The organism is Flavobacterium lotistagni, assembly GCF_011392125.1.
Taxonomy (GTDB): Bacteria; Bacteroidota; Bacteroidia; order Flavobacteriales; family Flavobacteriaceae; genus Flavobacterium; species Flavobacterium lotistagni.
In genome coordinates this window covers 543,112-565,171 of record NZ_JAAJBU010000001.1, presented here as the reverse complement: position 1 = coordinate 565,171, position 22,060 = coordinate 543,112, and the positions used below count along the sequence as shown (strand labels likewise).

24 protein-coding genes are annotated in these 22,060 nt (G+C 43.2%); 14 read left to right on the top strand and 10 right to left on the bottom strand.

Translation table 11 applies throughout. The features are described from left to right. Positions 1–2 precede the first annotated feature (2 nt). The gene (locus tag G4D82_RS02450) at positions 3–875 is read right to left on the bottom strand and encodes an aldo/keto reductase (protein ID WP_166334093.1); all 873 of its coding nucleotides are present in this window, start codon (positions 873–875) and stop codon (positions 3–5) included. 212 nt (positions 876–1,087) lie between these two features. On the opposite strand from G4D82_RS02450, the gene G4D82_RS02445 reads away from it, so the two are divergent. The 8 genes from G4D82_RS02445 to G4D82_RS02410 all read left to right on the top strand — a co-directional run bounded on the left by G4D82_RS02445 (position 1,088) and on the right by G4D82_RS02410 (position 10,014). Then, positions 1,088–2,092, top strand: a complete 1,005-nt coding sequence (locus tag G4D82_RS02445; protein WP_166334067.1) for an AAA family ATPase — start codon at positions 1,088–1,090, stop codon at positions 2,090–2,092. A gap of 79 nt (positions 2,093–2,171) precedes the next feature. Continuing rightward, entirely contained in the window at positions 2,172–3,035 is an 864-nt protein-coding gene (locus G4D82_RS02440; RefSeq protein WP_166334285.1) for a DUF58 domain-containing protein, read from the top strand. Between the two features lie 13 nt (positions 3,036–3,048). Further along, positions 3,049–4,686 (top strand): BatD family protein, encoded by a 1,638-nt coding sequence (locus G4D82_RS02435; protein ID WP_166334065.1) that lies wholly within the window; start codon positions 3,049–3,051, stop codon positions 4,684–4,686. Continuing rightward, on the top strand, positions 4,683–5,684 hold the full coding sequence (locus tag G4D82_RS02430) for a vWA domain-containing protein (protein ID WP_166334063.1): 1,002 nt from the start codon (positions 4,683–4,685) through the stop codon (positions 5,682–5,684). The genes G4D82_RS02435 and G4D82_RS02430 overlap by 4 nt, the downstream gene beginning before the upstream one ends. Further along, positions 5,684–6,721, top strand: a complete 1,038-nt coding sequence (locus tag G4D82_RS02425) for a VWA domain-containing protein (protein WP_166334061.1) — start codon at positions 5,684–5,686, stop codon at positions 6,719–6,721. The genes G4D82_RS02430 and G4D82_RS02425 overlap by 1 nt, the downstream gene beginning before the upstream one ends. Further along, positions 6,721–7,473 (top strand): tetratricopeptide repeat protein, encoded by a 753-nt coding sequence (locus G4D82_RS02420; protein WP_166334283.1) that lies wholly within the window; start codon positions 6,721–6,723, stop codon positions 7,471–7,473. The genes G4D82_RS02425 and G4D82_RS02420 overlap by 1 nt, the downstream gene beginning before the upstream one ends. A gap of 25 nt (positions 7,474–7,498) precedes the next feature. Continuing rightward, positions 7,499–9,259 (top strand): BatD family protein, encoded by a 1,761-nt coding sequence (locus tag G4D82_RS02415; RefSeq protein ID WP_166334059.1) that lies wholly within the window; start codon positions 7,499–7,501, stop codon positions 9,257–9,259. Positions 9,260–9,270: 11 nt separating this feature from the next. Continuing rightward, positions 9,271–10,014: a tetratricopeptide repeat protein gene (locus tag G4D82_RS02410; protein ID WP_166334057.1), complete on the top strand. Its 744-nt coding sequence runs from the start codon at positions 9,271–9,273 to the stop codon at positions 10,012–10,014. Here G4D82_RS02410 and G4D82_RS02405 read toward each other — a convergent pair whose 3' ends face one another. Continuing rightward, a complete protein-coding gene (locus tag G4D82_RS02405; protein WP_166334055.1) occupies positions 10,015–10,548 on the bottom strand; it encodes a CvpA family protein in 534 nt (177 codons plus the stop codon). A gap of 98 nt (positions 10,549–10,646) precedes the next feature. On the opposite strand from G4D82_RS02405, the gene G4D82_RS02400 reads away from it, so the two are divergent. The 3 genes from G4D82_RS02400 to G4D82_RS02390 all read left to right on the top strand — a co-directional run bounded on the left by G4D82_RS02400 (position 10,647) and on the right by G4D82_RS02390 (position 12,796). Beyond that, the gene (locus G4D82_RS02400) at positions 10,647–11,003 is read left to right on the top strand and encodes a hypothetical protein (protein WP_166334053.1); all 357 of its coding nucleotides are present in this window, start codon (positions 10,647–10,649) and stop codon (positions 11,001–11,003) included. 82 nt (positions 11,004–11,085) lie between these two features. Next, the gene (pheS, locus tag G4D82_RS02395) at positions 11,086–12,105 is read left to right on the top strand and encodes a phenylalanine--tRNA ligase subunit alpha (protein WP_166334051.1); all 1,020 of its coding nucleotides are present in this window, start codon (positions 11,086–11,088) and stop codon (positions 12,103–12,105) included. A 283-nt stretch (positions 12,106–12,388) separates the two neighbouring features. Next, complete coding sequence (locus G4D82_RS02390; protein ID WP_166334049.1) at positions 12,389–12,796, top strand: hypothetical protein; 408 nt, start codon at positions 12,389–12,391, stop codon at positions 12,794–12,796. A gap of 16 nt (positions 12,797–12,812) precedes the next feature. On the opposite strand, the gene G4D82_RS02385 is transcribed toward G4D82_RS02390, so the two are convergent. The 7 genes from G4D82_RS02385 to G4D82_RS02355 form a co-directional block, all read right to left on the bottom strand. Further along, the gene (locus G4D82_RS02385; protein ID WP_166334047.1) at positions 12,813–13,007 is read right to left on the bottom strand and encodes a hypothetical protein; all 195 of its coding nucleotides are present in this window, start codon (positions 13,005–13,007) and stop codon (positions 12,813–12,815) included. A 25-nt stretch (positions 13,008–13,032) separates the two neighbouring features. Further along, positions 13,033–14,028 carry an NAD(P)H-dependent glycerol-3-phosphate dehydrogenase gene (locus G4D82_RS02380; protein WP_166334045.1) on the bottom strand — a complete coding sequence of 332 codons (996 nt, stop codon included), beginning with the start codon at positions 14,026–14,028 and terminating at the stop codon, positions 13,033–13,035. A gap of 382 nt (positions 14,029–14,410) precedes the next feature. Then, the gene (gene nadD / locus G4D82_RS02375; protein WP_166334043.1) at positions 14,411–14,992 is read right to left on the bottom strand and encodes a nicotinate (nicotinamide) nucleotide adenylyltransferase; all 582 of its coding nucleotides are present in this window, start codon (positions 14,990–14,992) and stop codon (positions 14,411–14,413) included. Position 14,993: 1 nt separating this feature from the next. Then, on the bottom strand, positions 14,994–15,566 hold the full coding sequence (gene gmk, locus G4D82_RS02370) for a guanylate kinase (RefSeq protein WP_166334041.1): 573 nt from the start codon (positions 15,564–15,566) through the stop codon (positions 14,994–14,996). Between the two features lie 10 nt (positions 15,567–15,576). Further along, positions 15,577–16,437 (bottom strand): YicC/YloC family endoribonuclease, encoded by an 861-nt coding sequence (locus G4D82_RS02365; protein WP_166334039.1) that lies wholly within the window; start codon positions 16,435–16,437, stop codon positions 15,577–15,579. A gap of 38 nt (positions 16,438–16,475) precedes the next feature. Further along, complete coding sequence (locus G4D82_RS02360) at positions 16,476–17,375, bottom strand: DMT family transporter (RefSeq protein WP_166334037.1); 900 nt, start codon at positions 17,373–17,375, stop codon at positions 16,476–16,478. Then, on the bottom strand, positions 17,375–17,722 hold the full coding sequence (locus G4D82_RS02355; RefSeq protein WP_166334035.1) for an arsenate reductase family protein: 348 nt from the start codon (positions 17,720–17,722) through the stop codon (positions 17,375–17,377). The genes G4D82_RS02360 and G4D82_RS02355 overlap by 1 nt, the downstream gene beginning before the upstream one ends. Positions 17,723–17,787: 65 nt before the next feature. Here G4D82_RS02355 and G4D82_RS02350 point away from each other — a divergent pair, with 65 nt between their 5' ends. Together G4D82_RS02350 and G4D82_RS02345 are read left to right on the top strand one after the other, a co-directional pair. Then, the gene (locus G4D82_RS02350; protein ID WP_166334033.1) at positions 17,788–18,243 is read left to right on the top strand and encodes a DinB family protein; all 456 of its coding nucleotides are present in this window, start codon (positions 17,788–17,790) and stop codon (positions 18,241–18,243) included. Between the two features lie 168 nt (positions 18,244–18,411). Continuing rightward, positions 18,412–19,557, top strand: coding sequence for a cystathionine gamma-synthase (locus G4D82_RS02345; protein WP_166334031.1), 1,146 nt, complete (start codon positions 18,412–18,414; stop codon positions 19,555–19,557). A gap of 49 nt (positions 19,558–19,606) precedes the next feature. Here the strand turns inward: G4D82_RS02345 and G4D82_RS02340 are convergent, their stop codons facing one another. Then, positions 19,607–20,389, bottom strand: coding sequence for a THC0290_0291 family protein (locus G4D82_RS02340; RefSeq protein ID WP_166334029.1), 783 nt, complete (start codon positions 20,387–20,389; stop codon positions 19,607–19,609). Between the two features lie 267 nt (positions 20,390–20,656). Between G4D82_RS02340 and gdhA the strand changes: the two genes are divergently transcribed. Beyond that, positions 20,657–22,000, top strand: coding sequence for an NADP-specific glutamate dehydrogenase (gene gdhA, locus G4D82_RS02335; RefSeq protein ID WP_166334027.1), 1,344 nt, complete (start codon positions 20,657–20,659; stop codon positions 21,998–22,000). The last annotated feature ends 60 nt before the right edge of the window (positions 22,001–22,060 follow it).

Sequence of the window (22,060 nt, the reverse complement as noted above, 5' to 3'; positions counted from 1 at the left end):
GCTTAAGGCACTTTATTGCCGGTGCTTTCCACCCAAATCGAGAACCAGTCTTGTAATTCCAAATCAATTTCAGTGGCTTTGATAAGCTGTTTGATTCGTTTGGGATTGGCGGTGCCACAAACCGGAAGAATCCCAGCAGGGTGTTTTAATATCCAAGAGAGCAAAATCAAATCGGGAGCGGTTTCATATTTTACAGCCAGTTTGTTTACTACAGACAAAACCCTTTGTGCTTGCAAATCATCGCGTTTAAATACGGAACCCAGCGGATTCCAAGCCATCGGTCGGATGTTTTGGGTTTGCATATAATCGAGGCTGCCGTCGAGCATCGGTTGCAAGTGTGTGGCCGAGAACTGAATTTGATTGTAATTTACCTTAATAGCACTTTGGATTAAATCGGTTTGAGAAGCAGTAAAATTCGACACTCCGAAATCCAAGATTTTACCTTCGGTTTTTAATCGATGAATCGCCTCGGCAATTTCCTCAGGATGCATTAGTGGGCTCGGGCGGTGCAAGAGCAGCAAATCCAAATAATCAGTTTGCAGGTTTTTAAGCGAAGTTTCCACAGACCAAATAATGTAATCTTTCGAATAATCGTAATGTTTGATTTGGTTCGGGCGATTTTCACATTGGTATTGAATGCCGCATTTTGTAATCAGTTGGATTTTCTTTCTGTCGATTCCGCTTTGTTTTAAAGCAGTTCCAAAGGCGCTTTCGGTTGAGTAACCGCCATAAATATCCGCATGGTCAAAACTGCTGAGCCCATTTTCCAGGCATACTTGTATTAGGTTTTCCATATCCGAGGTGTTGAGGTTTTTGCCCCAACTGCCCCAAGTCATCACTCCGGCAATCAGCTTTGAAAAAGTTGTGTGTTCCATAAGATTTCTTTGATTTGGTAAACTTACAAATATGATTGGTTTGCCCGTGCTTTTGGGCTTCTTAAAAATATAAAAAGACAATCACAATTCCTCCTTAAAATTCGGGGCTTCGCATAACTTTTAACCATTTTTTAACATCGAGCGTCTAAAAAAAAATTCAATTTGCACCGAAAATTTTAACAGAACAATTCACGGCTTAAAACTAACCGAAAATGGAAGAAACTACATCGACGCTCGACATCAGGGCGATCAATGAAAAGATTGAAAGAGAAAGTGCTTTTATCGATTTGCTGACCATGGAAATGAATAAAGTTATCGTGGGTCAGAAGCACATGGTAGAACGATTGCTCATTGGGCTTTTAGGGCAAGGTCATATTTTGCTCGAAGGCGTTCCGGGACTCGCCAAAACTTTAGCCATTAACACTCTGTCTAAAGCGGTTCACGGTTCTTTCAGCCGGATCCAATTCACTCCAGACCTTTTACCTGCCGATGTTATCGGGACGATGATTTACAATATCAAACAGAACGAGTTTTCCATCAAAAAAGGGCCAATCTTTGCCAATTTCGTTTTAGCCGACGAGATCAACCGAGCGCCTGCCAAAGTGCAATCTGCTTTACTCGAAGCGATGCAGGAAAAACAAGTTACCATTGGCGATACCACTTTCAAACTAGACAAGCCGTTTTTGGTATTGGCTACCCAAAACCCGATTGAACAAGAAGGAACTTATCCGCTTCCGGAAGCCCAAGTCGATCGTTTCATGCTCAAGACGGTCATCGATTACCCAAAACTCGAAGAAGAGCGCATGGTCATCCGTCAGAACCTATCGGGAGCTTATGAACAAGTGAAGCCGGTGGTTTCCGTAGAGCAAATCCTGCGCGCCCAAGAAGTAGTCCGCGAGGTATACATGGACGAGAAAATCGAAAAATACATCCTCGATATCATCTTCGCTACCCGAAGCCCTGAGAAATACAAGCTCGAAAACATCAAACACCTGATTAGTTTCGGTGCTTCGCCGCGCGGTAGCATCAATTTAGCCAACGCAGCAAAATGTTATGCCTTTATCAAACGCCGCGGTTATGTCATTCCTGAAGACGTGCGTGCGGTGGTTCACGATGTGTTGCGCCACAGAATTGGGGTTACTTATGAGGCCGAAGCTGAAAATATCACTTCAGTAGATATCATCAACAAAATCGTCAACGAGGTTGAAGTACCTTAATGGTTGATAGTTTATGGTTATTGGTTGATGGATTCTTTCCAAAACCAATAACTAACAACCGGCAACCAGCAACTGAATGATGGAAACAAAAGACCTTCTCAAAAAAGTACGGAAAATCGAAATCAAAACCCGAAGATTGAGCGATCATATCTTTTCGGGCGAATACCATACGTCTTTCAAAGGCCGAGGCATGACATTTTCTGAAGTACGACAATATCAGTATGGAGACGACATTCGGGCCATAGACTGGAACGTAACGGCGCGCTACAACGAACCTTACGTTAAGGTTTTCGAGGAAGAACGCGAACTCACGATGATGCTGATGGTCGATATCAGTGGTTCGGAAAGTTTCGGAACACAAAACCAGTTCAAGAAAGATATTGTCACCGAGATTGCCGCGACAATGGCTTTTTCGGCTACGCAGAACAATGATAAGATTGGATTGATTTTGTTTTCAGACCAAATCGAACTCTACATTCCGCCCAAGAAAGGCCGTTCACATGTATTGCGGATCATTCGCGAGCTAATCGAGTTCCAACCGAAAAGCCAAAAAACCGATTTGGCCCAAGCGCTGAAATTCCTTTCGGGCACACAAAAGAAAAAAGCGATTGTGTTTGTGATTTCCGATTTCATGACCGGCGAATACGAGCAAACCTTGAAAATAGCTTCCAAAAAGCACGATATCACCGGAATCCGAGTTTACGATGTGCGCGAGGAAAAAATGCCTAACCTTGGCGTAGTGTCGATGCAAGATGCCGAAACTGGCGCGGTGCAATGGATCAACACCGGATCAAAATCAGTGCGGTTGAACTACGAAAAATACTATCAAGACAAGGTCGCGTATTTTCGGGAAACCTTCAGTAAATCGGGCGCTGGCGTGGTCAGTACTAGAGTTGATGAGAGTTATGTTACCAAGTTACTAGGTTATTTTAAATCGAGATAAACTGCGGATAAAAATGAAAAACAGGTTTTTTACCCTTTGCTTTTTGCTGCTCTCAGTGGTTGTTTTCGCGCAACAGAAACCGTTAGTGACAAGCCTCGATAAAACCAAGCAAAAAATTGGAGGCGAATTCAAACTTACCCTCAAAACTTCCGTCGATACTACGGCCAAAGTAGCCTTCCCGAACCCGAAAAACATCGGTGCACTTGAAGTCATTGAATCTTATAAAATCGATACTGTCAGAAACGGCGGCCGATATGAGTTGATTAAAAAATACGGATTAACCCAGTTCGATAGCGGAAAATATGTCATTCCCAGAGTCACGGTCTTAATCAACAACAAACCCTATTTCTCCGATAGTCTAAGTATTGAAGTGGCCAATGTTCAGGTTGACACGCTACGGCAGAAAATGTACGACATCAAACCCATAGCAGCAGTTCCGTCGAGCAAAAGCTGGATATGGAAACTGTTTTTGGCTTTGCTTCTTTTAGCCGGAATAGGTGCTTTTGTTTATTGGTATTTGAAAATCCGCCAAACGAAAAAAATAGAGGAGGAAATCTACAAAACGCCAATCGAAAAGGCAACCAGTTTACTCAATACTTTAGAGAAGAAACAACTTTGGCAAAAAGGCGAAGTGAAAGCTTATTATAGCGAACTCACCGATATCGCGCGAACCTACATAGAAGAAGCGATTGAAATCCCGGCCATGGAAAGCACGACTTCAGAACTCATTGAAGGTTTGCGAACCGCCTCGATGAAAAAGAAAATGAAGCTCACGCCAGAAACCATCGAAAATCTGGAGCGCGTTTTAAAACAAGCCGATTTGGTCAAATTTGCTAAATCAAAACCGCTAGACTTTGAAATCACAGAAGACCGAAAAAAAATAGAAAGTTCTATTGTCATTTTAGACAAAGCTATTCCGGTAGTGATTGAGGAAGACAAAGAAGAATTGTTGCTCAACGAAATGCAACGTCAGGAACAACTCAAACTGCAACTCAAGAAAAAGAGAAAATCGCGCATCATTACGGCGACGGCAGTAGTTTTAGGAATTGTCGTTGCGGTGCTTACCTACCTGATTACCACTAAAGGGTTTGCCTATGTGAAAGATGAAATCTTGGGCAACGATTCCAAAGAATTGCTCGAAGGCGAATGGGTGTATAGCGAATATGGCAATCCGGCGGTGGTCATCGAAACTCCGCAAGTGCTCAAAAGAACCGACATGAGCAAGCTCTTGCCCAAAGAAAATATGGCGCTGATTAAAGAAATGCAAAGTTTCCGTTATGGCGGTTTGCTTGATGACTTTCAAGTCATGGTGTCGACGCTGAAATTCAAACAAGAAGGCGAGCTCGATTTATCGAAGTCTGTGGAAGGCTCCATCAACATGTTGGAAACCACCGGCGCGCAGAATATGCTCGTGAAGCAAGAAGAATTTGACACCAAACAAGGCGTCAGAGGCATTCGAGCCTACGGTACTTTTTCCAGATTGAATGCCCTCACCAATAGTAGCACAAGGGTTTATTATGAAATCGTCTTGTTCAATCAAGAAGGCGGTTTGCAGCAAATTGTCATGATGCACGAGGAAGGCGACACTTATGCCAAAAAGATTTTCGAACGCATCTTGAATTCCGTAGAACTTAAAAAACTGGGATCATGAAAGAAGTGACCTTTTTAAACCCTCAGTTTTTCTGGCTTTTTGCGCTACTTCCGATAGCGATTGTCTGGTATTGGTTCAAGCGAAAAACCCAAGCGCCTACATTGAAGATTAGCTCGATTCAAGGTTTTCAAAGCAAGCCTTCGTTATTGGCGAAATTGCAACCGCTTTTGTTTGCGCTGCGATTGTTGGCTTTAAGCGCACTGATTGTGGCCATGGCGCGTCCGAGAACCGTTGATGTGAGCAACCGAACCAAAACCACGCGCGGAATCGACATTGTTATTGCTGTGGATGTTTCCGGAAGTATGCTCGCCAAAGACCTGAAACCTAACCGAATGGAGGCGCTCAAAAAAGTAGCGTCGAAATTTGTCGAAGAACGCCCTAACGATCGAATTGGGCTGGTGGTTTATGCCGCAGAAGCTTACACCAAAACACCTGTTACTTCAGATAAAGCCGTCATTCAGGATGCCATCAGAAGTATCAAATACGACAACACCCTACAAGACGGAACCGGAATTGGAATGGGCCTCACCACAGCAGTCAATCGATTGAAAGACAGTAAGGCCAAAAGCAAAGTAATTATCTTGCTTACGGACGGCGTTAACAATGCCGGATTTATTGAACCCGAAACCGCATCAGACATTGCCGAACAATACGGTATCAAGGTGTACACCATCGGAATTGGTACCAACGGAATGGCTGAATTTCCATACGCGATTGCACCCAACGGACAGTTTTTGTTCCGGATGATGCAGGTAGAAATCGATGAAAAACTCATGCAGAACATCGCCCAAAAAACCGGAGGAAAATATTTCCGTGCGACAAGCAATTCAAAACTGCAGCAAATCTATAACGAAATCAATAAGCTCGAAACCACCGAAATTGAAGAGTTGCGTTTTTACGACTACGACGAGAAGTACCGACCACTGGTGTTATTGGCTGGCGCGCTACTATTGTTAGAAGTAGGTTTGCGCAACACGGTTTTTAAAAGTTTTATATAATGTACGAACTAGAAGAACAAGGCTATCTTTATTGGATCGGAATCATTCCCGTGCTGGTGCTGCTATTTTTGTACGTGCTGCTCTGGAAGAGAAAAAAACAACGCGAATTTGGCGACTTGGCTTTGGTCAAAAGGCTCAGCCCGGATCGGTCCGTTTTCAAACCGGTGTTGAAATTTACTTTAATGATGTTGGCTCTAGTGGCGTTGGTTCTTGGTTTGGTGAATCCGAAAATCGGCACCAAGATGGAAACCGTCAAGCGCGAAGGTATCGACATTGTTTTTGCAATCGACGTTTCTAAAAGTATGCTTGCCGAAGATGTTGCGCCCAGCCGCCTAGAGAAAAGCAAGCAACTTGTCTCGCAAATCATCAACCAATTGGGCAATGACAGAATTGGAATTGTTGCCTATGCCGGAAGTGCGTTTCCGGTATTGCCGATTACAACCGACTACGGCGTTTCAAAGATGTTTTTGCAGAGCATGAATACCTCGGTGGTTTCTTCTCAAGGAACTTCGCTCGATGAAGCTATCAAACTCTGTTCGACTTATTTCGATAAAGGCAACAAAACCAGCAAATTGGTCATCATGGTTTCTGATGGAGAAGACCACTCCGAAGGCGCACTAGAAGCTGCCGCCGAAGCCAACAAGAACGGCATGAAAATCATTACCATTGGAGTCGGAACTGAAAAAGGTGGCCCAATTCCGATTAAGGAAAATGGTGTGGTGCAGAATTTCAAACGCGACAATAACAATGAAGTAGTCATTACCAAACTCAATCCGCAAAGTTTGATGGAAATCGCTAAGGAAACCAAAGGCGGTTATGTGAATGGCAACAATACCAAAGAAGTTTTGGCATACATCAAAAAGGCGCTCGACAACATTCAGAAAACCGAATTCGAGGCTACCGAAATGGCCGATTTCCAGTCGCAGTTCCAATGGTTTTTAGGGATTGCGTTTGTCTTGTTGTTTGTCGATATATTCCTTTTGGACCGACGCACGGGCTGGATCAAGAAGTTGAATCTGTTTAATGAAAAAGAATGATGAAGCAACTCCTGATATATAGTTTATTATTGTTTTCTTTGGCCGGATTTGCTCAAGAAACCGACAAGCATTTGCCCAAAGGGAACGACGCTTTCGAGGCCAAAAAATACGCCGATGCCGAAGCGGATTACCGGATTTCATTATCCAAAACACGCAAAAATCCTACGGCATCTTACAATCTAGGCAACTCGATTTACCGCCAGAATCAAGCCGGTGAAGCGAAGTATTCCTATCTGAAAGCCCTTGAAAGCGCTACTGATAAACCCCAGAAGCATCAAGCTTTTCACAATTTGGGTAACGTGTACATGAAAGAGAAAAACTACACCCAAGCCGTCGAAGCCTACAAAAATGCGTTAAGAAACAATCCCGAAGATGAGCAGTCGCGGTACAACTTTGCCTTGGCCAAGAAAATGCTGAAGGAAAATCCGCCGAAAGACGACAAGAAAGACAAGAAGAAGGACAAGAAGGACGACAAGAAAGACAAAGACCAAGACAAGAAAGACGACAAAAAAGACCAAAACAAGGAAAAGGAAAAAGACCAAGACAACAACAAACAAGGCAATCAAGACAAGAAAGACGACCAAGGCAAGCAAGACCAACAAAACCAGCCGCAACCCAAACCGGGCGGCATTTCTAAAGAACGTTTGCAAAACTTGCTCGAGGCAGTGAACAACGAAGAGAAGAAAGTACAAGATAAAGTCAACGCCAAGAAAGTGAAAGGCAGACCAGTACAAACAGAGAAAGATTGGTAGGTTCTATTTATAGAAAGTCAAGAAAATGAAGAAGTTTTTAATACTGTTTTTGATTAGTTTCCACGGGCTTTGGGCGCAAGTACAATTTGAGGCCAAAGTCAGCAAAAACACACTCGGGCTCAACGAAAGGCTCCGCATTGATTTTACGATGAATGCCGATGGAGACAATTTCTCGCCGCCTTCGTTTGATGGTTTCCGCATCGTGGCCGGGCCGAGCCAGCAAGTCAGTCAATCCTGGATCAACGGCAGAAGTTCGTTCAACAAATCGTATTCTTATTTTCTGTTGCCGATGCAAAAAGGCGTGCTGACTATCAAACAAGCTTCAGTTGAAATTAACGGTCAAATTTATAAAACCAATCCGGTCAAAATTACGGTAACTGCGGCGGTTCCGCAACCGCGTGACCCGAACGATGAGCCGCAAGTTTCTGCAGATGATGCGATCCATTTGGTGGCTGAAATCTCTAAAGGAAATCCTTACGTCAACGAACCGATTACCGTGGTTTACAAACTTTATTTCAGTTACAACATCGGAATTACCAACTGGCGCGAACTCAACAAACCCAAATACAATGATTTTTGGAGCCAGAATATCGATATTAAACAATTGGTAGCTGAAGAAGGCCGTTACAACGGAGAGCGCTATCGTTTCGTGACTTTGAGAAAGACCGTATTGTATCCACAGAAATCAGGCAAACTCGAAATAGAACCTTTATCGCTTGATATCGATGTGCAAGTGCCTACTAACCGCCGCGATTTCTTTGGGCGCGTGCAAGTCATGGACGACCACAAACGCGTTTCGGCAGGCAGCAAGACCATTACCGTTAAACCTTTGCCCGAAGCCGGAAAGCCTGTTGATTTTTCTGGTGCTGTGGGCAAATTCAATTTTACCGTAACGCCTTCCAAAACCAATCTCAAAAATGGCGAATCACTAGATTTGAAAGTGGTGGCCTCGGGAACCGGAAACCTCAAATTGTTCTCGTTGCCCAAACCGGTGGTGCCAAATTCTTTTGAGATGTACGATCCGGTGCATAACGAGCAAGTACAAACGCCACTTTCCGGGATGAATGGCCGCATTTCGGATTCCTATACAATTATTCCGCAATTCAAGGGCAAATATCCGATTAAGCCGATGTCGTTCAGTTATTTCGACCTGAGTACCGGAAAATATAAGACGATCACTTCACCGGAAATCATGATTACCGTCATGGACGGACCGACTGCCAACTCGGGCGCCGTAGCAGAGAACAATTCCGGGGTGAACAAAATGAAAGTTGCTGCAGGCGATCAATTTCGTTACATCAAGCTCAAGACTAGTTTAGAGAAAATGCATCAGGACGATTTTCTTGGCTCGACTTTATTCTATTTCTTACTGTTATTGCCTGTAGGAGTAATTCCTGTAATTGTGCTGCTCAAAAAGAAAAAAGAAGCGATTGATTCAGACGTGGCCGGGAACAAAATCCGCAAATCAAACAAACTCGCCAAGCAATATCTTTCTGAGGCCAAAAACCAAATCAGCAACAAAGAGCCATTTTATATTGCCCTAGAGAAAGCGTTGCACAATTTCCTTAAAGCCAAGCTGCACATGGAAACTTCCGAGATGAGCAAAGATAAAATTCAAGACGTGCTCTTGGCTAAAAACGCGCAACCGGAAACCGTGAAATCGTTAATCCGCTTGGTGGAGAACTGTGAAATGGCACGTTATGCACCAGCTTCTAGTGTCGCAATCCAACAAGATTACGAAAAAGCCGTCGCGCTAATCTCCGATTTAGAAAAACAACTCGCTTAACCGAACCTAAGATGAAAAAATTAGCTTTTGTATTTCTTTTGCTCCAACAAGTGATTTGGGCCCAAAATGGTTTCGAGAAAGGCAACACACTCTACCAGAAAGGACAATACCAAGCCGCAATCGAAGCCTATCAAAGTGTTCTCGACGGCAAACAACAATCGGCAGAAGTTTATTTCAATCTGGCGAACTGTTACTACAAACTCAACCAAGTTGCGCCGGCGATATACAATTACGAGAAAGCACTAGTATTGAGCCCGGGCGATGCTGAAATTCAGAACAACCTGAAGTTTGCGCAGAAAATGACCATCGACGAAATCAAGGAAGTTCCCAAAGTGGGTTTTGCCAAACTGCTGCGCGATTTCACGGGAATTTTTCACTACGATTCTTGGGCGTGGATTGCGGTAGTTTTTTCTACCTTATTTCTATTGTTTTTTCTGGGATACTACTTCTCGCAAACTACGCTATCTAAACGCATTTTCTTTATCGGCATGTTTGTGTTGGTTTTTCTGGTTCTGATTAGTATTCTGGCCGCTGTTTTCGAAAAAGACCATTACAAGAACGAACGCCCTGCAATTGTTTTTGCCGAATCAGCCCAAGTGAAAGGCGAACCCAAAACGAATAGTTCCGATGTGTTTATTTTGCACGAAGGCACAAAAGTTTATGTGCTGGAAACCTTAGACGATTGGAGAAAAGTAGCGCTGACCGACGGCGCAGAAGGATGGATTGAAGCCAGTAATATTCGTGAGGTGAAGTAATCAGTGTTCTTGTTGGTGGTCGAATTCAAAATCCGTGGACTGGAAATTTTCGAACCACTTTGAAATAGAAGGATAGATTTTTCTAGAAACCTCTTGAATTGGTTCCAGCAGTGCGGATTTTTGCTTTGCTTCTTGCGAGATCAAACTGAAATTACCCTCAACCTTCTGGAATAAATTCAACAAGATACTCAACACCAAAATCCCGCGTAACAACGCCAGAATACTACCAAAAACAGAATTTACCCAACCTAAAAAGGCAAGGTTCGCAATGGTCGTAAAGACTTTAGCTAGCATCGAAACCCCGATAATTACTAGAATAAAGGTTAGTGCAAAGGCGGCTACTTGAACTGTTTTCGGATTCCAATGCGTTTGATGTATCAGCCAAGATTGCGTCAGGTGCGAAAACTTAATGGCGATGAAAATTCCCAACAGCATAGACACTAGAGAAGCCAGCTCGACAAAAAATCCGCGCCGAAAACCCTGAATGATTCCGATTACTAAAAAGAAAACAATAAAAAGGTCTAAAAGATTCATCAGCCCGATTTCGATTCGATGACAAATATAACAGAAAACCTTTCGCATTAATCTGACCCAACTCCTTATCTTTGCTGCCGTTTAAACCCATTACAGAAATGTCCAGAGACCAACAACTCAAAGCCCGCTGGGAAAAGCTTGTAGCCTTGCTTTCCGATCGTTTTTCCCAAGGCGAAAATCTTGACCTGGAAGCGATTATTTATTTGGTGGGTGTTCAAGAACTCGGGAAATTACATCAGAAATTCAAGAAAGACGAGAAAGTCAACCTGATGCACATCGCGATTTGCCGTTTGCTTGAACCTTATGGCTATTATCAGTTCGATTATGTAGACCGTGACGGTTGGCCGCATTATAAAGTCAAGGAAGAGCTGCCGCCACTCAAGGCCGGAGAACAATCTGTATTGATGAAAGAAGCCATCGTGAATTACTTTCTCGAGAGAGAAGTCATCGATTAAAATTTTATTGGCAATACCCAAGTTTTTCTTGGCATAGTTTGGCCTTAAATCGCTAAATTTGCCGTCTCAATTTCGCTTGACTATGATAGACAAAATCAAAGCCCATATTGCCGAAGCCCAAGAGTTCAGTACTCAAAATACAGATGAACTCGAAGCCTTCCGCATTAAATATTTAGGAAGTAAAGGTTTGCTCAAAGACTTTTTTGCTGAATTCAAAAACGTACCGGTCGACCAAAAGAAAGAGTTTGGGCAAGTCATCAATCTGCTCAAAACCACGGCAGAAGAAAAGGTCCGTTCCATCCAAGAATCATTACAAGGAAAAGAGGAAGCCCGCGGCATCTACGGCGATTTGACACGTCCGGCAGAACCGTTTACCATTGGTTCACGCCATCCGATTTCGATTGTCAAGAACCAGATTATCGACATTTTTTCGAACATCGGTTTCAACGTGTCCGAAGGCCCTGAAATCGAAGACGACTGGCACAACTTTACCGCGCTGAATTTGCCCGAATACCATCCGGCGCGCGACATGCAGGACACTTTTTTCATCCAGACCAATCCCGATATTTTGCTCAGAACGCATACGTCATCGGTGCAAGTGCGTTACATGGAAAACAACAAACCGCCGATTAGAACGATTTCTCCCGGGCGCGTGTTCCGCAATGAGGCCGTTTCTTCGCGGTCGCACTGTATTTTCCACCAAGTTGAAGGCTTGTACATAGACAAAGACGTTTCGTTTGCCGATCTCAAACAGACTTTGTTATATTTCACCAAGGAGATGTTCGGAAAGAGCAAGATCCGTTTGCGCCCAAGCTATTTTCCGTTTACCGAGCCCAGCGCTGAGGTCGATATCTACTGGGGATTGAAAACCGAAACAGATTACCGCATCACTAAAGGAACCGGCTGGCTGGAAATCATGGGTTGCGGAATGGTCGATCCGAACGTGCTCAAGAATTGCGGCATCAACCCAGAGGAATACAATGGTTTTGCGCTCGGAATGGGCATCGAAAGAATTGCGATGTTGCTTTACCAAATTGGCGATATTCGGATGTTCTACGAAAATGACATCCGCTTTTTAGAGCAATTCAAATCGAGCATCTAGTCAATTAATAATTAATAGTGAAGAATTAATAATTATAGCTTGAAGCTGATCCGGCTGTCTGCTGTATCTTTTCCTTGCAGGCAGCAGCAAGAAAAAGGATGCCGCTACCATCCGGGCTAGGGCTTCGATTTTTAAACCAACTTTGTTTGCAAAAGAACAGGATTCCTAATATTCATAAATTAAAAAGCCGAATCTCCACTGGACATTCTCCTCTTAATATCACCCGAGGCACAGCCGACCTGAGCCTAGCTAAATGGGCTAGGACTTGATCCCCAAAACCACCATGAGAAAAGACATCACTATACCCGAAGTAGAAAACGTATTCATGGCCGCCGTGCTCCAGTGGAACGACGATTTCATGGAAAAAGTCTGGAACGTTTACTTGGTCAATGACAGCGATAATGACTTGCACGATATTATGGTCGTATCAAAAGCTTTTGGTACCATTCAAGGCGAAATGCGCAAAACTTCCTTGCTGCGCCATGCGCTGGTAGAAATGCCCGCGGTTTCGGTAGTAAAAATCGAAATGATTGAGAAAAGTGTACTCGAACTCAACAACGAATTCATGCTGACGTTTTTTATCGGCAACACTTTATTTGATAGGAAATACATTTTTAAAGCGAATTCTATCAATGAGAGCCAGCTCGAAGAAGTGCCGATTTTATTTGAGCCCGGCGTGATTGTAAGATAAACGGCAAAGTCGACGATTATCTCTTGTTCATATAATCATTGTTGTCTTTGGGCTTTTTCTTCGAAATCATGATCGAAAAATAAAGAAAACTCGCCACCAGAAATACGATATTCACTGTTCTTGCAAAAGGTGGTGCGCCATCGGGCCAAACTTGTCCCATTAAAACAATCGTGTTCAGGAGAATCAAAACGAATAAAATACCTTTTTCCATAATTTGAATTTTCTGGGTCAGTGAATTAATCTAGTTTTTCGGTGAGTTTCTTGAAAACTTTTTTGGCGTCTTTGCCTTCGTATAAAATCGCGTGTACGGCATCAATAATTGGCGTTTTTGCACCGTATTGTTGGTTGAGTTCCCAAGCGCTTTTCGCGGCGTAATAGCCTTCTGCGACCATACTCATTTCCATCATGGCGCTCTTTACCGTGTAGCCTTTTCCAATCATATTGCCGAACATCCGGTTGCGTGAAAATACAGAATAACCCGTAACGAGTAAATCGCCCAGATAGGCCGAGTTGTTGATGTTGCGTTTCATTTTGTGCACTTTGCGGATGAACTTTTTCATTTCGCGGATGCCGTTACTCATGAGCACTGATTGAAAGTTGTCACCGTATCCAATACCGTGGGCGATTCCTGCTGCGATGGCATAAATGTTTTTGAGCATGGCGGCATATTCAGTTCCGATAATGTCGTCGCTGATTTTGGCTTTGATATAATTGCCCGACAAGCATTTGGCCACCATCTTGGCTTTGGCTTCGTCACCGCAAGCAATGGTCAAATACGACAAGCGTTCTAGCGCGACTTCTTCGGCATGGCAAGGGCCGGTAATAACGCCGATGTTTTCAAACGGAATATGGTAGGTTTTGTTGAAGTGTTCTCCGACAATCAGACTGGTTTCGGGCACAATGCCTTTGATGGCCGAGAAAATCACTTTCCCTTCGAGGCTTTCCTTGAGTTTGGATAGTTCAGTACTTAAAAAAGCCGACGGAATCGCAAAGATAAGGTAATCGGCATAAGCGACTGCCTCGTTGATGTTGCTGGTAAGTTTTAACTTCTCGATGTTGAATTCTACCGAACTCAAATAATTGGGGTTGTGGTGGTGTTTTTTCAGATGGGCGATGGCTTCTTCGTTGCGCATGTACCAAGCAATTTCGGGCAGGTTCACACACAGCATTTTAGCAATGGCCGTGGCCCAGCTTCCGCCACCGATGACGGCTATTTTTGGGTAATTTGTCATGGAGATTCTACAGTTTAGCCCCGATAGCAGCTTGTATCCTTTTTGATGGTTGTGACAGCAAACAGCAAAAAGATACTGCGTATAGCGGGAATAGCTCCTGAAAAAAGAAACTATGGTTTCAAAAGTAACCAAAAATTCACAAAATCAAATCACTGCCCAACGAACCAACTATAAAAAATAAAACAAGTCAAAATAAATTTGTTGTATTATTTTGATATTCAAGGTAATAAGTTTAAATTTGTTTCGTTATCTGTTCAAGAGCCTGCGCTAGAAGTGGCTGCAGACTTAAAAATAGGTTAGTTACGTTTTGTTTTAATGTTGAGAAAGGCGTTCAAAAGTTCAACTTTGAACGCCTTTTGAATTTCTAAAAAAAGCCCAGAATTTATTTCCTATACAAATTGTTGTGGTCAATATATTGCCAAACTTTTTCGGGCAACAGCGGCCTGACATTCTTTTTGTTTTTAATGTTCTCTCGAATAAAAGTGGCTGAAATTTCTACAATTGGCGCCGCCACTATATGGATTTTTGGATGGTTTTTGAACTGGTGGTTTTCGGCTTCGGCAGACAGCCTCGGGTACACATAAATTTCGTGATGTTCTAAAATCACCTCGTAGTTTTTCCACTTGTGAAATGTGCGCAAGTTGTCTTCGCCCATAATCAGCGAAAACTCATGTTGCGGATATTGGTCTTGCAGGTGTGCTAAAGTATTCACGGTATAATTGGGTTGCGGCAGTTTGAACTCAAAATCCGACGGTTTGATCTTCGGATAGTCTTCGGCCGCGAGAAACACCAAGTGCAACCGTTGGTAATCATCCAGCAGCGTGTCTTTGGTTTTTAGCGGATTGTGTGGCGTGACCATCATCCAAATTTGGTCTAAACCTGCGTGTTCGGCCAAGTGATTGGCAATGATCAGATGGCCAATGTGAATCGGGTTGAAGGTGCCGAAATACAGTCCGATTTTCATTTTAATCTTTTAAAAAATCTTTGACCAACAGGTACGCTTCTTCTTTGGCGATGTCGAGGTCGTAATTCTTGATGATTTTGTCAAACTGCGGCGCTGTAGCCAATTCTACCGAAGCTTTGGCAATGCGCATATTGATTTTGTCTTCGCTTTCCGTGGAGCGTTTTTTCAACCTGATTTTAAGCTCGTCAATACTCGGTGGCTTCACGAAAACCGCTAAGGTTTCTTCGGGAAACTTTCTTTTGATGCGCAATCCGCCGGCAACGTCTATATCGAAGATGACGTTTTTTCCTAACGCCCAAATTCGTTCCACTTCGCTTCGAAGCGTGCCGTAAAAATTGTCGCGATACACTTCTTCCCACTCAATGAAATCTTCGGTTTTAATATGTTTTTTGAAGTCTTCAATGGAGATGAAATAATAGTCTTTACCGTCGATTTCTTGTCCTCTAGGAGCGCGTGTAGCGGCCGAGATTGAAAACTCCAGATTCAAGTCTGCTTGGGCCAACAAATGCCGTACGATGGTAGTTTTTCCCGAACCTGACGGCGCTGAGAACACGAGTAATTTCCCTTTTTTCATAATCGGCAGCTTATAAAACGTTTAAAACCTGTTCTTTGATTTTCTCGAGTTCGTCTTTCATCATCACGACCAATTTCTGCATCTGGGCGTGGTTCGCTTTTGATCCCATAGTATTGATTTCGCGGCCCATTTCCTGTGTAATGAAACCCAACTTTCGACCATTGGCTTCTTTACTGTTTAAAGTTTCGATGAAATAATCCAGGTGCGTGGTGAGCCTTACTTTTTCTTCGGTGATATCGAGTTTCTCTAGGTAATAAATCAATTCTTGCTCAAAACGGTTTTCGTCTACATTGACTGAAAGTTCACTGATGGCCGTTTGCAAACGGTCTTTAATGGCTTGTACTCTTTCTGCATCTAAGGCCAAAGCATCTTCCATGTATTGACGGATGTTGGCGATGCGAAACTGAAATTCCTGCTCGAGCGATTTTCCTTCGTCTTGGCGGAAATTAGCAATATTCTGCATGGCTTCCTGAATCACTTTCTGGATTTCGGCCCAGTCGTTCTCGTCAATTTCCTCGCGTTCGGTTTTCACGGCATCGGGCATGCGCACGGCCATTTTCATGAGCTCGGTTTCGTCTGCGTTGGCAATAACTTCGCGCATTTGGTTGATATAAGCCTTAACAATCGGAACATTGATTTTGGTGGAAGTTTGTTCACCGGTGATTTCTACATAGATTGAAAAGTCGATTTTACCGCGTTCGAGTTTTAGGGCGACTTCATTGCGCAAACCGAGTTCGAGTTCGCGGTAAACAGAAGGCATTCTGACGTTCAAATCAAGCCCTTTGCTGTTGAGCGATTTGATTTCTACGGTGATTTTCTTGGTGGGCAATTGCAGCGTGGCTTTGCCGAAACCGGTCATCGACTGGATCATAAACTTATTTTAAAGAAGCCAAAGATAATTAATGGCGCTCAGTTATCAGTTGATGCCGTTGGCTTTTTTTGTATCACGAGGTAAACGCCCAAAAAGATCAACAAAGCAGCACTAAGTTTCACCCAATTGAGCTCGTCTTTGCCCAAGCCAATTGCAATCAGGGCCGCGAACAAAGGTTGCAGATAAATGAAAACGGCTACCGTAGTCGGATTGAGTTCGCGCATTGAAAGTAAATTCAACAAATAAGTGCCGAACGTAGAAAACAGAACCACAAAGCCAATTTCCCAGCCAACCGACGTCGGAACTTGCGGCCAATTTACTAACTGCAGTTCGTTCCAGCCGAAAGGGATTACCATGAACAAACCGAACGTATAAATCCATTTCACGAAGGTAAAAGCGTTGTATTTGTCCATGAGTTTTTTTACTACAATCAGGTACAATCCGTAAGAAACCGCGTTGATGAACACTAGAAGATTGCCCCAACCGGCTTGGGCTGAGCCACCAACTGATTTTCCGAACAAAATCAAGAGCAAAGTGCCGCCTAAGCCCAATAGAATTCCAATGGCCTTTTGCAGTTTCATCTGTTCGCGCACAATAATAGCAGAAAGAATCAGCACAATAATCGGCGTGGTAACCATAATTACAGCGGCAGAAATCGGCGTGGTCAAACTCAAACCTTTAAAGAAAGTCAGCATATTGAGGGCAACACCAAAAAGTGCAGCGGCGGCAATTCTAGGAAAATCGGCCCATGCAATTTTTTCTTTCGGGCCTAAAGGCGCCACAAGCCAGAACAGTGCGGTAGCTCCGGCCACGCGCAATAAAATAAAACCGAAGGGCTTCACAAACTCGGGCATCACCTCTTTGGCAATTGTAAAAGTGAGCCCATAAATTACAGAGACCAAAGTAGCGGCAACAAGAGCAAGGTTCCTGCGCGACATCAACTTAACGCTTTGATGACTGCTTCCACATTTTTCGCACTGTTGCCGATGTAAATTTTATCGTCAATGATAAATACCGGACGACTCAAAAAAGTGTAATGCTCTAGAATGTGTTTTTTATAATCAGCCTCAGTTAAAACTTGGTCTTTGAGCCCGAGCGATTTGTACAATTGCGCTTTACGGCTGAACAAGGCTTCATAGCTGCCGGCCAGTTTTCGCATCGTTTCGAGTTCGTTCTCGGTTATAGATTCTTGCTTGATGTCGCGCAAACTCAGGTCGTTTTCAGGTAGGGATTTGAGGATTTTACGGCAAGTGTCGCAAGAAGGAAGATAGTACACGGTGTTCATAGAAATCTTTTTACAAAGAAAATTCTTTTGCCGCTCAAATTGCCTATTTTTAAACAAAAAATATCATGCAGAAAATTTTCGAAATCACACGCACCAGCCGAAAGATATTGGCAGATTTCCTCGATAATTACTCGTTGGAGCAGCTCAATAAAATCCCGCCGGGCTTCAATAACAATTTAATTTGGAACATCGGGCACATTGTAGTGGTGCAGCAGATGTTGGTTTATAATTTATCAGGTTTGCCGATGATGGTTTCCTCGGAAATGGTCAATGCCTACAAGCGCGGCACCAAACCTGAGGGCGATTTGACCCAAGAAGATGTCAATCAAATTCGGGCTTTACTGACTTCAACCATCGACCAGACCGAAAAAGATTTTGCCGCCGATATTTTCAAGAACTACAACGAGTTTACCACCATGACCGGATTCCACCTGAGAAACGCTGCCGAGGCAATGGCCTTCAATTATTACCATGAGGCGGTCCACACGGGCGTGATGATGAGCATCTGGAAGTTTGTTTAGATTTTTTTGAAGCGATTTCCCGCTATTCGTTTCAAGTCCTCGCGCAGCTCCGGGCTTTTCACTACTATCGGGGCTAGGGCAATTTCTCCCAAAGAACTTTCGCTGACCAAACAGACTTGTTATCTTTGTCGCGTTTATCAATTCAAATAATCTTCATTTACCCATACGATGAAATTCAACACCAAAACCATTCACGGAGGCCAACACCACGACCCGAGCACCGGAGCCGTCATGCCGCCTGTATACCAAACTTCTACCTTTGTTCAAAATAGCCCGGGTCAACCTGTGAATCCGGATTATGAATACAGTCGTGCTGCGAACCCAACCCGGACTGCTTTGGAGCATGCCTTGGCCAGCATCGAAAACGGCAGCCGCGCCTTGGCTTTTTCTTCAGGACTAGCGGCCACTGATTGTTTGTTGCGCTCTTTTAAAGCCGGCGACGAAGTCATTGCCATGGACGATTTGTACGGTGGTACTTACCGTATGTTCACACGCATTTACAAAGATTCAGGCATCAAATTTCATTTTGTCGATATGAATGATATCGAGAAATTCCAGTCTTTAATCAACGAAAACACAAAATTGGTTTGGGTAGAAACGCCAACCAATCCGCTGATGAAACTCGCGGATATAGCCGAGATTGCTAAAATCACCAAAGCCAAAAATATTCTTTTCGCAGTCGATAATACTTTCGCAACACCGTATTTACAACGGCCGTTAGATTTAGGCGCCGATATCGTGATGCATTCGGCAACTAAGTATCTCGGCGGGCATTCGGATGTGATTGCCGGTGCACTGGTTATTAAAGATGCTGCACTCGGTGACCAATTGCATTTTCAACAGTTTGCCACAGGCGCCACGCTCGGCCCAATGGATAGTTTCCTAGTCTTGCGCGGAATTAAAACCTTACACTTAAGAGTGCAAAGGCATTGTGAAAATGGTGAGAAAGTCGCGGCATTTCTGAGCAGCCATCCGAAAATCAAAACGGTTTATTATCCCGGACTTAGCAGTCATCCGTATCATGAAATCGCTAAGAAGCAAATGAGTGGCTTTGGTGGTATGGTTTCCTTTACGTTTGCTTCTGGGGCAAAAGAAGAGGCAATCAAATTCCTGGAAAAACTCAAAGTATTCACCTTGGCCGAATCGCTTGGCGGCGTAGAATCTTTGGCCAACCATCCGGCGCTAATGACCCATGCGTCCATTCCTGAAGACAAGCGCAAAGAGATTGGTATCTCCGATGATTTAGTGCGATTGAGCGTCGGAATTGAAGACAGTGAAGACTTGATTGAAGATTTGAAACAAGCCTTACAATAAAAAAAAGCCAGTAGATTGTACTGGCTTTTTTTAATACAATATTTTTTGTCTACTGGATGTAATAGATATAACCTACGTTGAACCAAACCAACCAGTCATTGGCCTTGTTCTCAGGATATAAATCTGGGTTCGGATTCAAACCATCAACCCAGTTCGAGAAAAAGTATTGCCAACGCAAATCGGCTAATAAATCTGAAGAAGTTGACAATTTGTAACGGGTTCCGATACTTCCTACTACTGACCAAACCGAACCACTGCCGTTTTGAGTAGCGTTGTAATATTTAACTGGAGTAGTTGCCGGAGTATTCAATCTGCCTAATGTGGAATAGGCGCTTGGGTCGTAAAAACTAAATTGACCTCCAAGACTCACAAATGGTGCAAACGATCCAGTAGTAGCTGTAAACTCACGAATACTGAATGGATAGTATTCTAATTGCATTCCGATATTGGTGATAGCGGTACTTCCGCGCATTGCTCTGAGCTGACGGTTAAAAAGTTTTTTCCGGTCGCCGTCGGTGTATTCTCCGAAATGTCTGAGATTGGTTTTGTTGTAAGACAATTCACTTCTGAGTTTGAAGTGGTCGTTGAAATAAGTTTCGGGAGTATAACAGTTACAGTCTGCTTTGTACGAGAAGTTCAAATAGTGGATAAGCCCAATTCCGAAACCAGTATTACCGGCATTGGTGTCATAGTCATGACGCTCACCATAATCCGACTGGAAAGCTACTGGCCCAACAATTACTCCTACTTCATGAGAAAAACCGAATTGCGCATTGGTTTTGGTAGAATAACCAAATAAAAACAAGAAGATTAGAACAAAATATTTGGGCATTTGGATATAGGATTAAATCAATTCTCGACAAATATATAAAAACATCATTCACTTCATAAAATAAAATAAAAAAAATCCCGCTATTTAAACGTTAAATCTAGTGGATGTTTGTCAAAACCAACGTTTTTCGAACAAATAAAGCATGTGCTGCGCTTGTTGATAATTGTTGATTTTTATCATCAAAAAAATTTAGCTGTCTTTTATAAAAATGTATATTTGCCGACAATTAACGAAAACGTTTTCTTAAACGTCAATAATCTATTAATCATGTCACAAAGCATCCACAATTTCATTGACGCCGTTTCGAAAAGAAACCCGAATGAACCTGAATTCATGCAAGCCGTAAAGGAAGTTGCAGAAACGGTTATTCCATTCATCGAACAAAATAAAAAGTACCAAAACAAAATGCTTCTTGAGCGTATGGTCGAGGCTGAGCGCGTCATTATGTTCCGCGTGGTCTGGATTGACGATGCTGGAAACACCCAAGTGAACCGCGGTTACAGGATCCAGATGAATTCTGCTATCGGGCCATACAAAGGAGGAATTCGTTTCCACCCTTCAGTAAACCTGAGCATTTTAAAATTCTTAGCTTTCGAACAAACTTTCAAAAACAGCTTAACTACTTTGCCAATGGGTGGAGGAAAAGGAGGTGCTGACTTTGATCCAAAAGGAAAATCAGACAACGAAATCATGCGTTTCTGCCAAGCTTTCATGACTGAATTATCAAAACATATCGGAGCCGACACAGACGTTCCTGCCGGAGATATTGGTGTTGGAGGCCGTGAAGTAGGTTATATGTTTGGTCAATACAAAAGACTTAGAAATGAATTCACAGGCGTTTTGACCGGTAAAGGAATTTCTTTCGGGGGCTCACTTATTCGTCCTGAAGCTACGGGTTACGGAGATGTTTATTTCGCACAAGCGATGTTGGAAACCAAAGGAGATAGTTTCAAAGGAAAAACTGTGGTTATCTCAGGTTCAGGAAACGTAGCGCAATACGCTGCTGAAAAAGCGACACAATTAGGCGGTAAAGTAGTAACCCTCTCAGATTCTGCCGGATACATTTATGATGCAGACGGAATTGATGCAGAGAAACTTGCCCATGTAATGCAAATCAAAAACGTAGATTACGCCCGTATTTCTGAATACGTGAAAAAATATCCAAACGCTAAGTACATTGCCGGGAAACGTCCTTGGGAAGTGAAATGTGATGTGGCCTTGCCTTGCGCAACTCAAAACGAACTAAACGAAGAAGAAGCGAAAATGCTTGTGGCTAATGGCTGTATTTGTGTGGCCGAAGGAGCAAACATGCCTTCGACACCGGAAGCCGTTGAGGTATTTACTAAAGCCAAGATTTTGTTCGCACCAGGGAAAGCATCCAATGCAGGCGGTGTGGCTACTTCAGGTCTTGAAATGTCACAAAATTCATTGCGTTTGAGCTGGACTTCTGAAGAAGTAGACCAAAGATTACACAATATTATGCTGAATATCCATGCAGCTTGCGTAAAATACGGAGCAGACGGCACCGGTTACGTAGATTATGTTAAAGGTGCCAACATTGCCGGTTTCGTTAAAGTAGCCGATGCCATGTTAGGCCAAGGAGTAGTATAATCTTGAACAACAAAGCGAGACGATTGCCCAACTACAATTGTTTTGCCTGATACTTAAGTT

Coding starts and splice junctions, on each gene's coding strand:
- pheS (WP_166334051.1), top strand. CDS start 11,086: ATGATAGACAAAATCAAAGCCCATATTGCCGAAGCCCAAGAGTTCAGT.
- G4D82_RS02405 (WP_166334055.1), bottom strand. CDS start 10,548: ATGAATCTTTTAGACCTTTTTATTGTTTTCTTTTTAGTAATCGGAATC.
- G4D82_RS02450 (WP_166334093.1), bottom strand. CDS start 875: ATGGAACACACAACTTTTTCAAAGCTGATTGCCGGAGTGATGACTTGG.
- gmk (WP_166334041.1), bottom strand. CDS start 15,566: ATGAAAAAAGGGAAATTACTCGTGTTCTCAGCGCCGTCAGGTTCGGGA.
- G4D82_RS02390 (WP_166334049.1), top strand. CDS start 12,389: ATGAGAAAAGACATCACTATACCCGAAGTAGAAAACGTATTCATGGCC.
- nadD (WP_166334043.1), bottom strand. CDS start 14,992: ATGAAAATCGGACTGTATTTCGGCACCTTCAACCCGATTCACATTGGC.
- G4D82_RS02350 (WP_166334033.1), top strand. CDS start 17,788: ATGCAGAAAATTTTCGAAATCACACGCACCAGCCGAAAGATATTGGCA.
- G4D82_RS02345 (WP_166334031.1), top strand. CDS start 18,412: ATGAAATTCAACACCAAAACCATTCACGGAGGCCAACACCACGACCCG.
- G4D82_RS02400 (WP_166334053.1), top strand. CDS start 10,647: ATGTCCAGAGACCAACAACTCAAAGCCCGCTGGGAAAAGCTTGTAGCC.
- G4D82_RS02440 (WP_166334285.1), top strand. CDS start 2,172: ATGGAAACAAAAGACCTTCTCAAAAAAGTACGGAAAATCGAAATCAAA.
- G4D82_RS02425 (WP_166334061.1), top strand. CDS start 5,684: ATGTACGAACTAGAAGAACAAGGCTATCTTTATTGGATCGGAATCATT.
- G4D82_RS02365 (WP_166334039.1), bottom strand. CDS start 16,437: ATGATCCAGTCGATGACCGGTTTCGGCAAAGCCACGCTGCAATTGCCC.
- G4D82_RS02380 (WP_166334045.1), bottom strand. CDS start 14,028: ATGACAAATTACCCAAAAATAGCCGTCATCGGTGGCGGAAGCTGGGCC.
- G4D82_RS02410 (WP_166334057.1), top strand. CDS start 9,271: ATGAAAAAATTAGCTTTTGTATTTCTTTTGCTCCAACAAGTGATTTGG.
- G4D82_RS02415 (WP_166334059.1), top strand. CDS start 7,499: ATGAAGAAGTTTTTAATACTGTTTTTGATTAGTTTCCACGGGCTTTGG.
- G4D82_RS02420 (WP_166334283.1), top strand. CDS start 6,721: ATGAAGCAACTCCTGATATATAGTTTATTATTGTTTTCTTTGGCCGGA.
- G4D82_RS02355 (WP_166334035.1), bottom strand. CDS start 17,722: ATGAACACCGTGTACTATCTTCCTTCTTGCGACACTTGCCGTAAAATC.
- gdhA (WP_166334027.1), top strand. CDS start 20,657: ATGTCACAAAGCATCCACAATTTCATTGACGCCGTTTCGAAAAGAAAC.
- G4D82_RS02360 (WP_166334037.1), bottom strand. CDS start 17,375: ATGTCGCGCAGGAACCTTGCTCTTGTTGCCGCTACTTTGGTCTCTGTA.
- G4D82_RS02445 (WP_166334067.1), top strand. CDS start 1,088: ATGGAAGAAACTACATCGACGCTCGACATCAGGGCGATCAATGAAAAG.
- G4D82_RS02430 (WP_166334063.1), top strand. CDS start 4,683: ATGAAAGAAGTGACCTTTTTAAACCCTCAGTTTTTCTGGCTTTTTGCG.
- G4D82_RS02340 (WP_166334029.1), bottom strand. CDS start 20,389: ATGCCCAAATATTTTGTTCTAATCTTCTTGTTTTTATTTGGTTATTCT.
- G4D82_RS02385 (WP_166334047.1), bottom strand. CDS start 13,007: ATGGAAAAAGGTATTTTATTCGTTTTGATTCTCCTGAACACGATTGTT.
- G4D82_RS02435 (WP_166334065.1), top strand. CDS start 3,049: ATGAAAAACAGGTTTTTTACCCTTTGCTTTTTGCTGCTCTCAGTGGTT.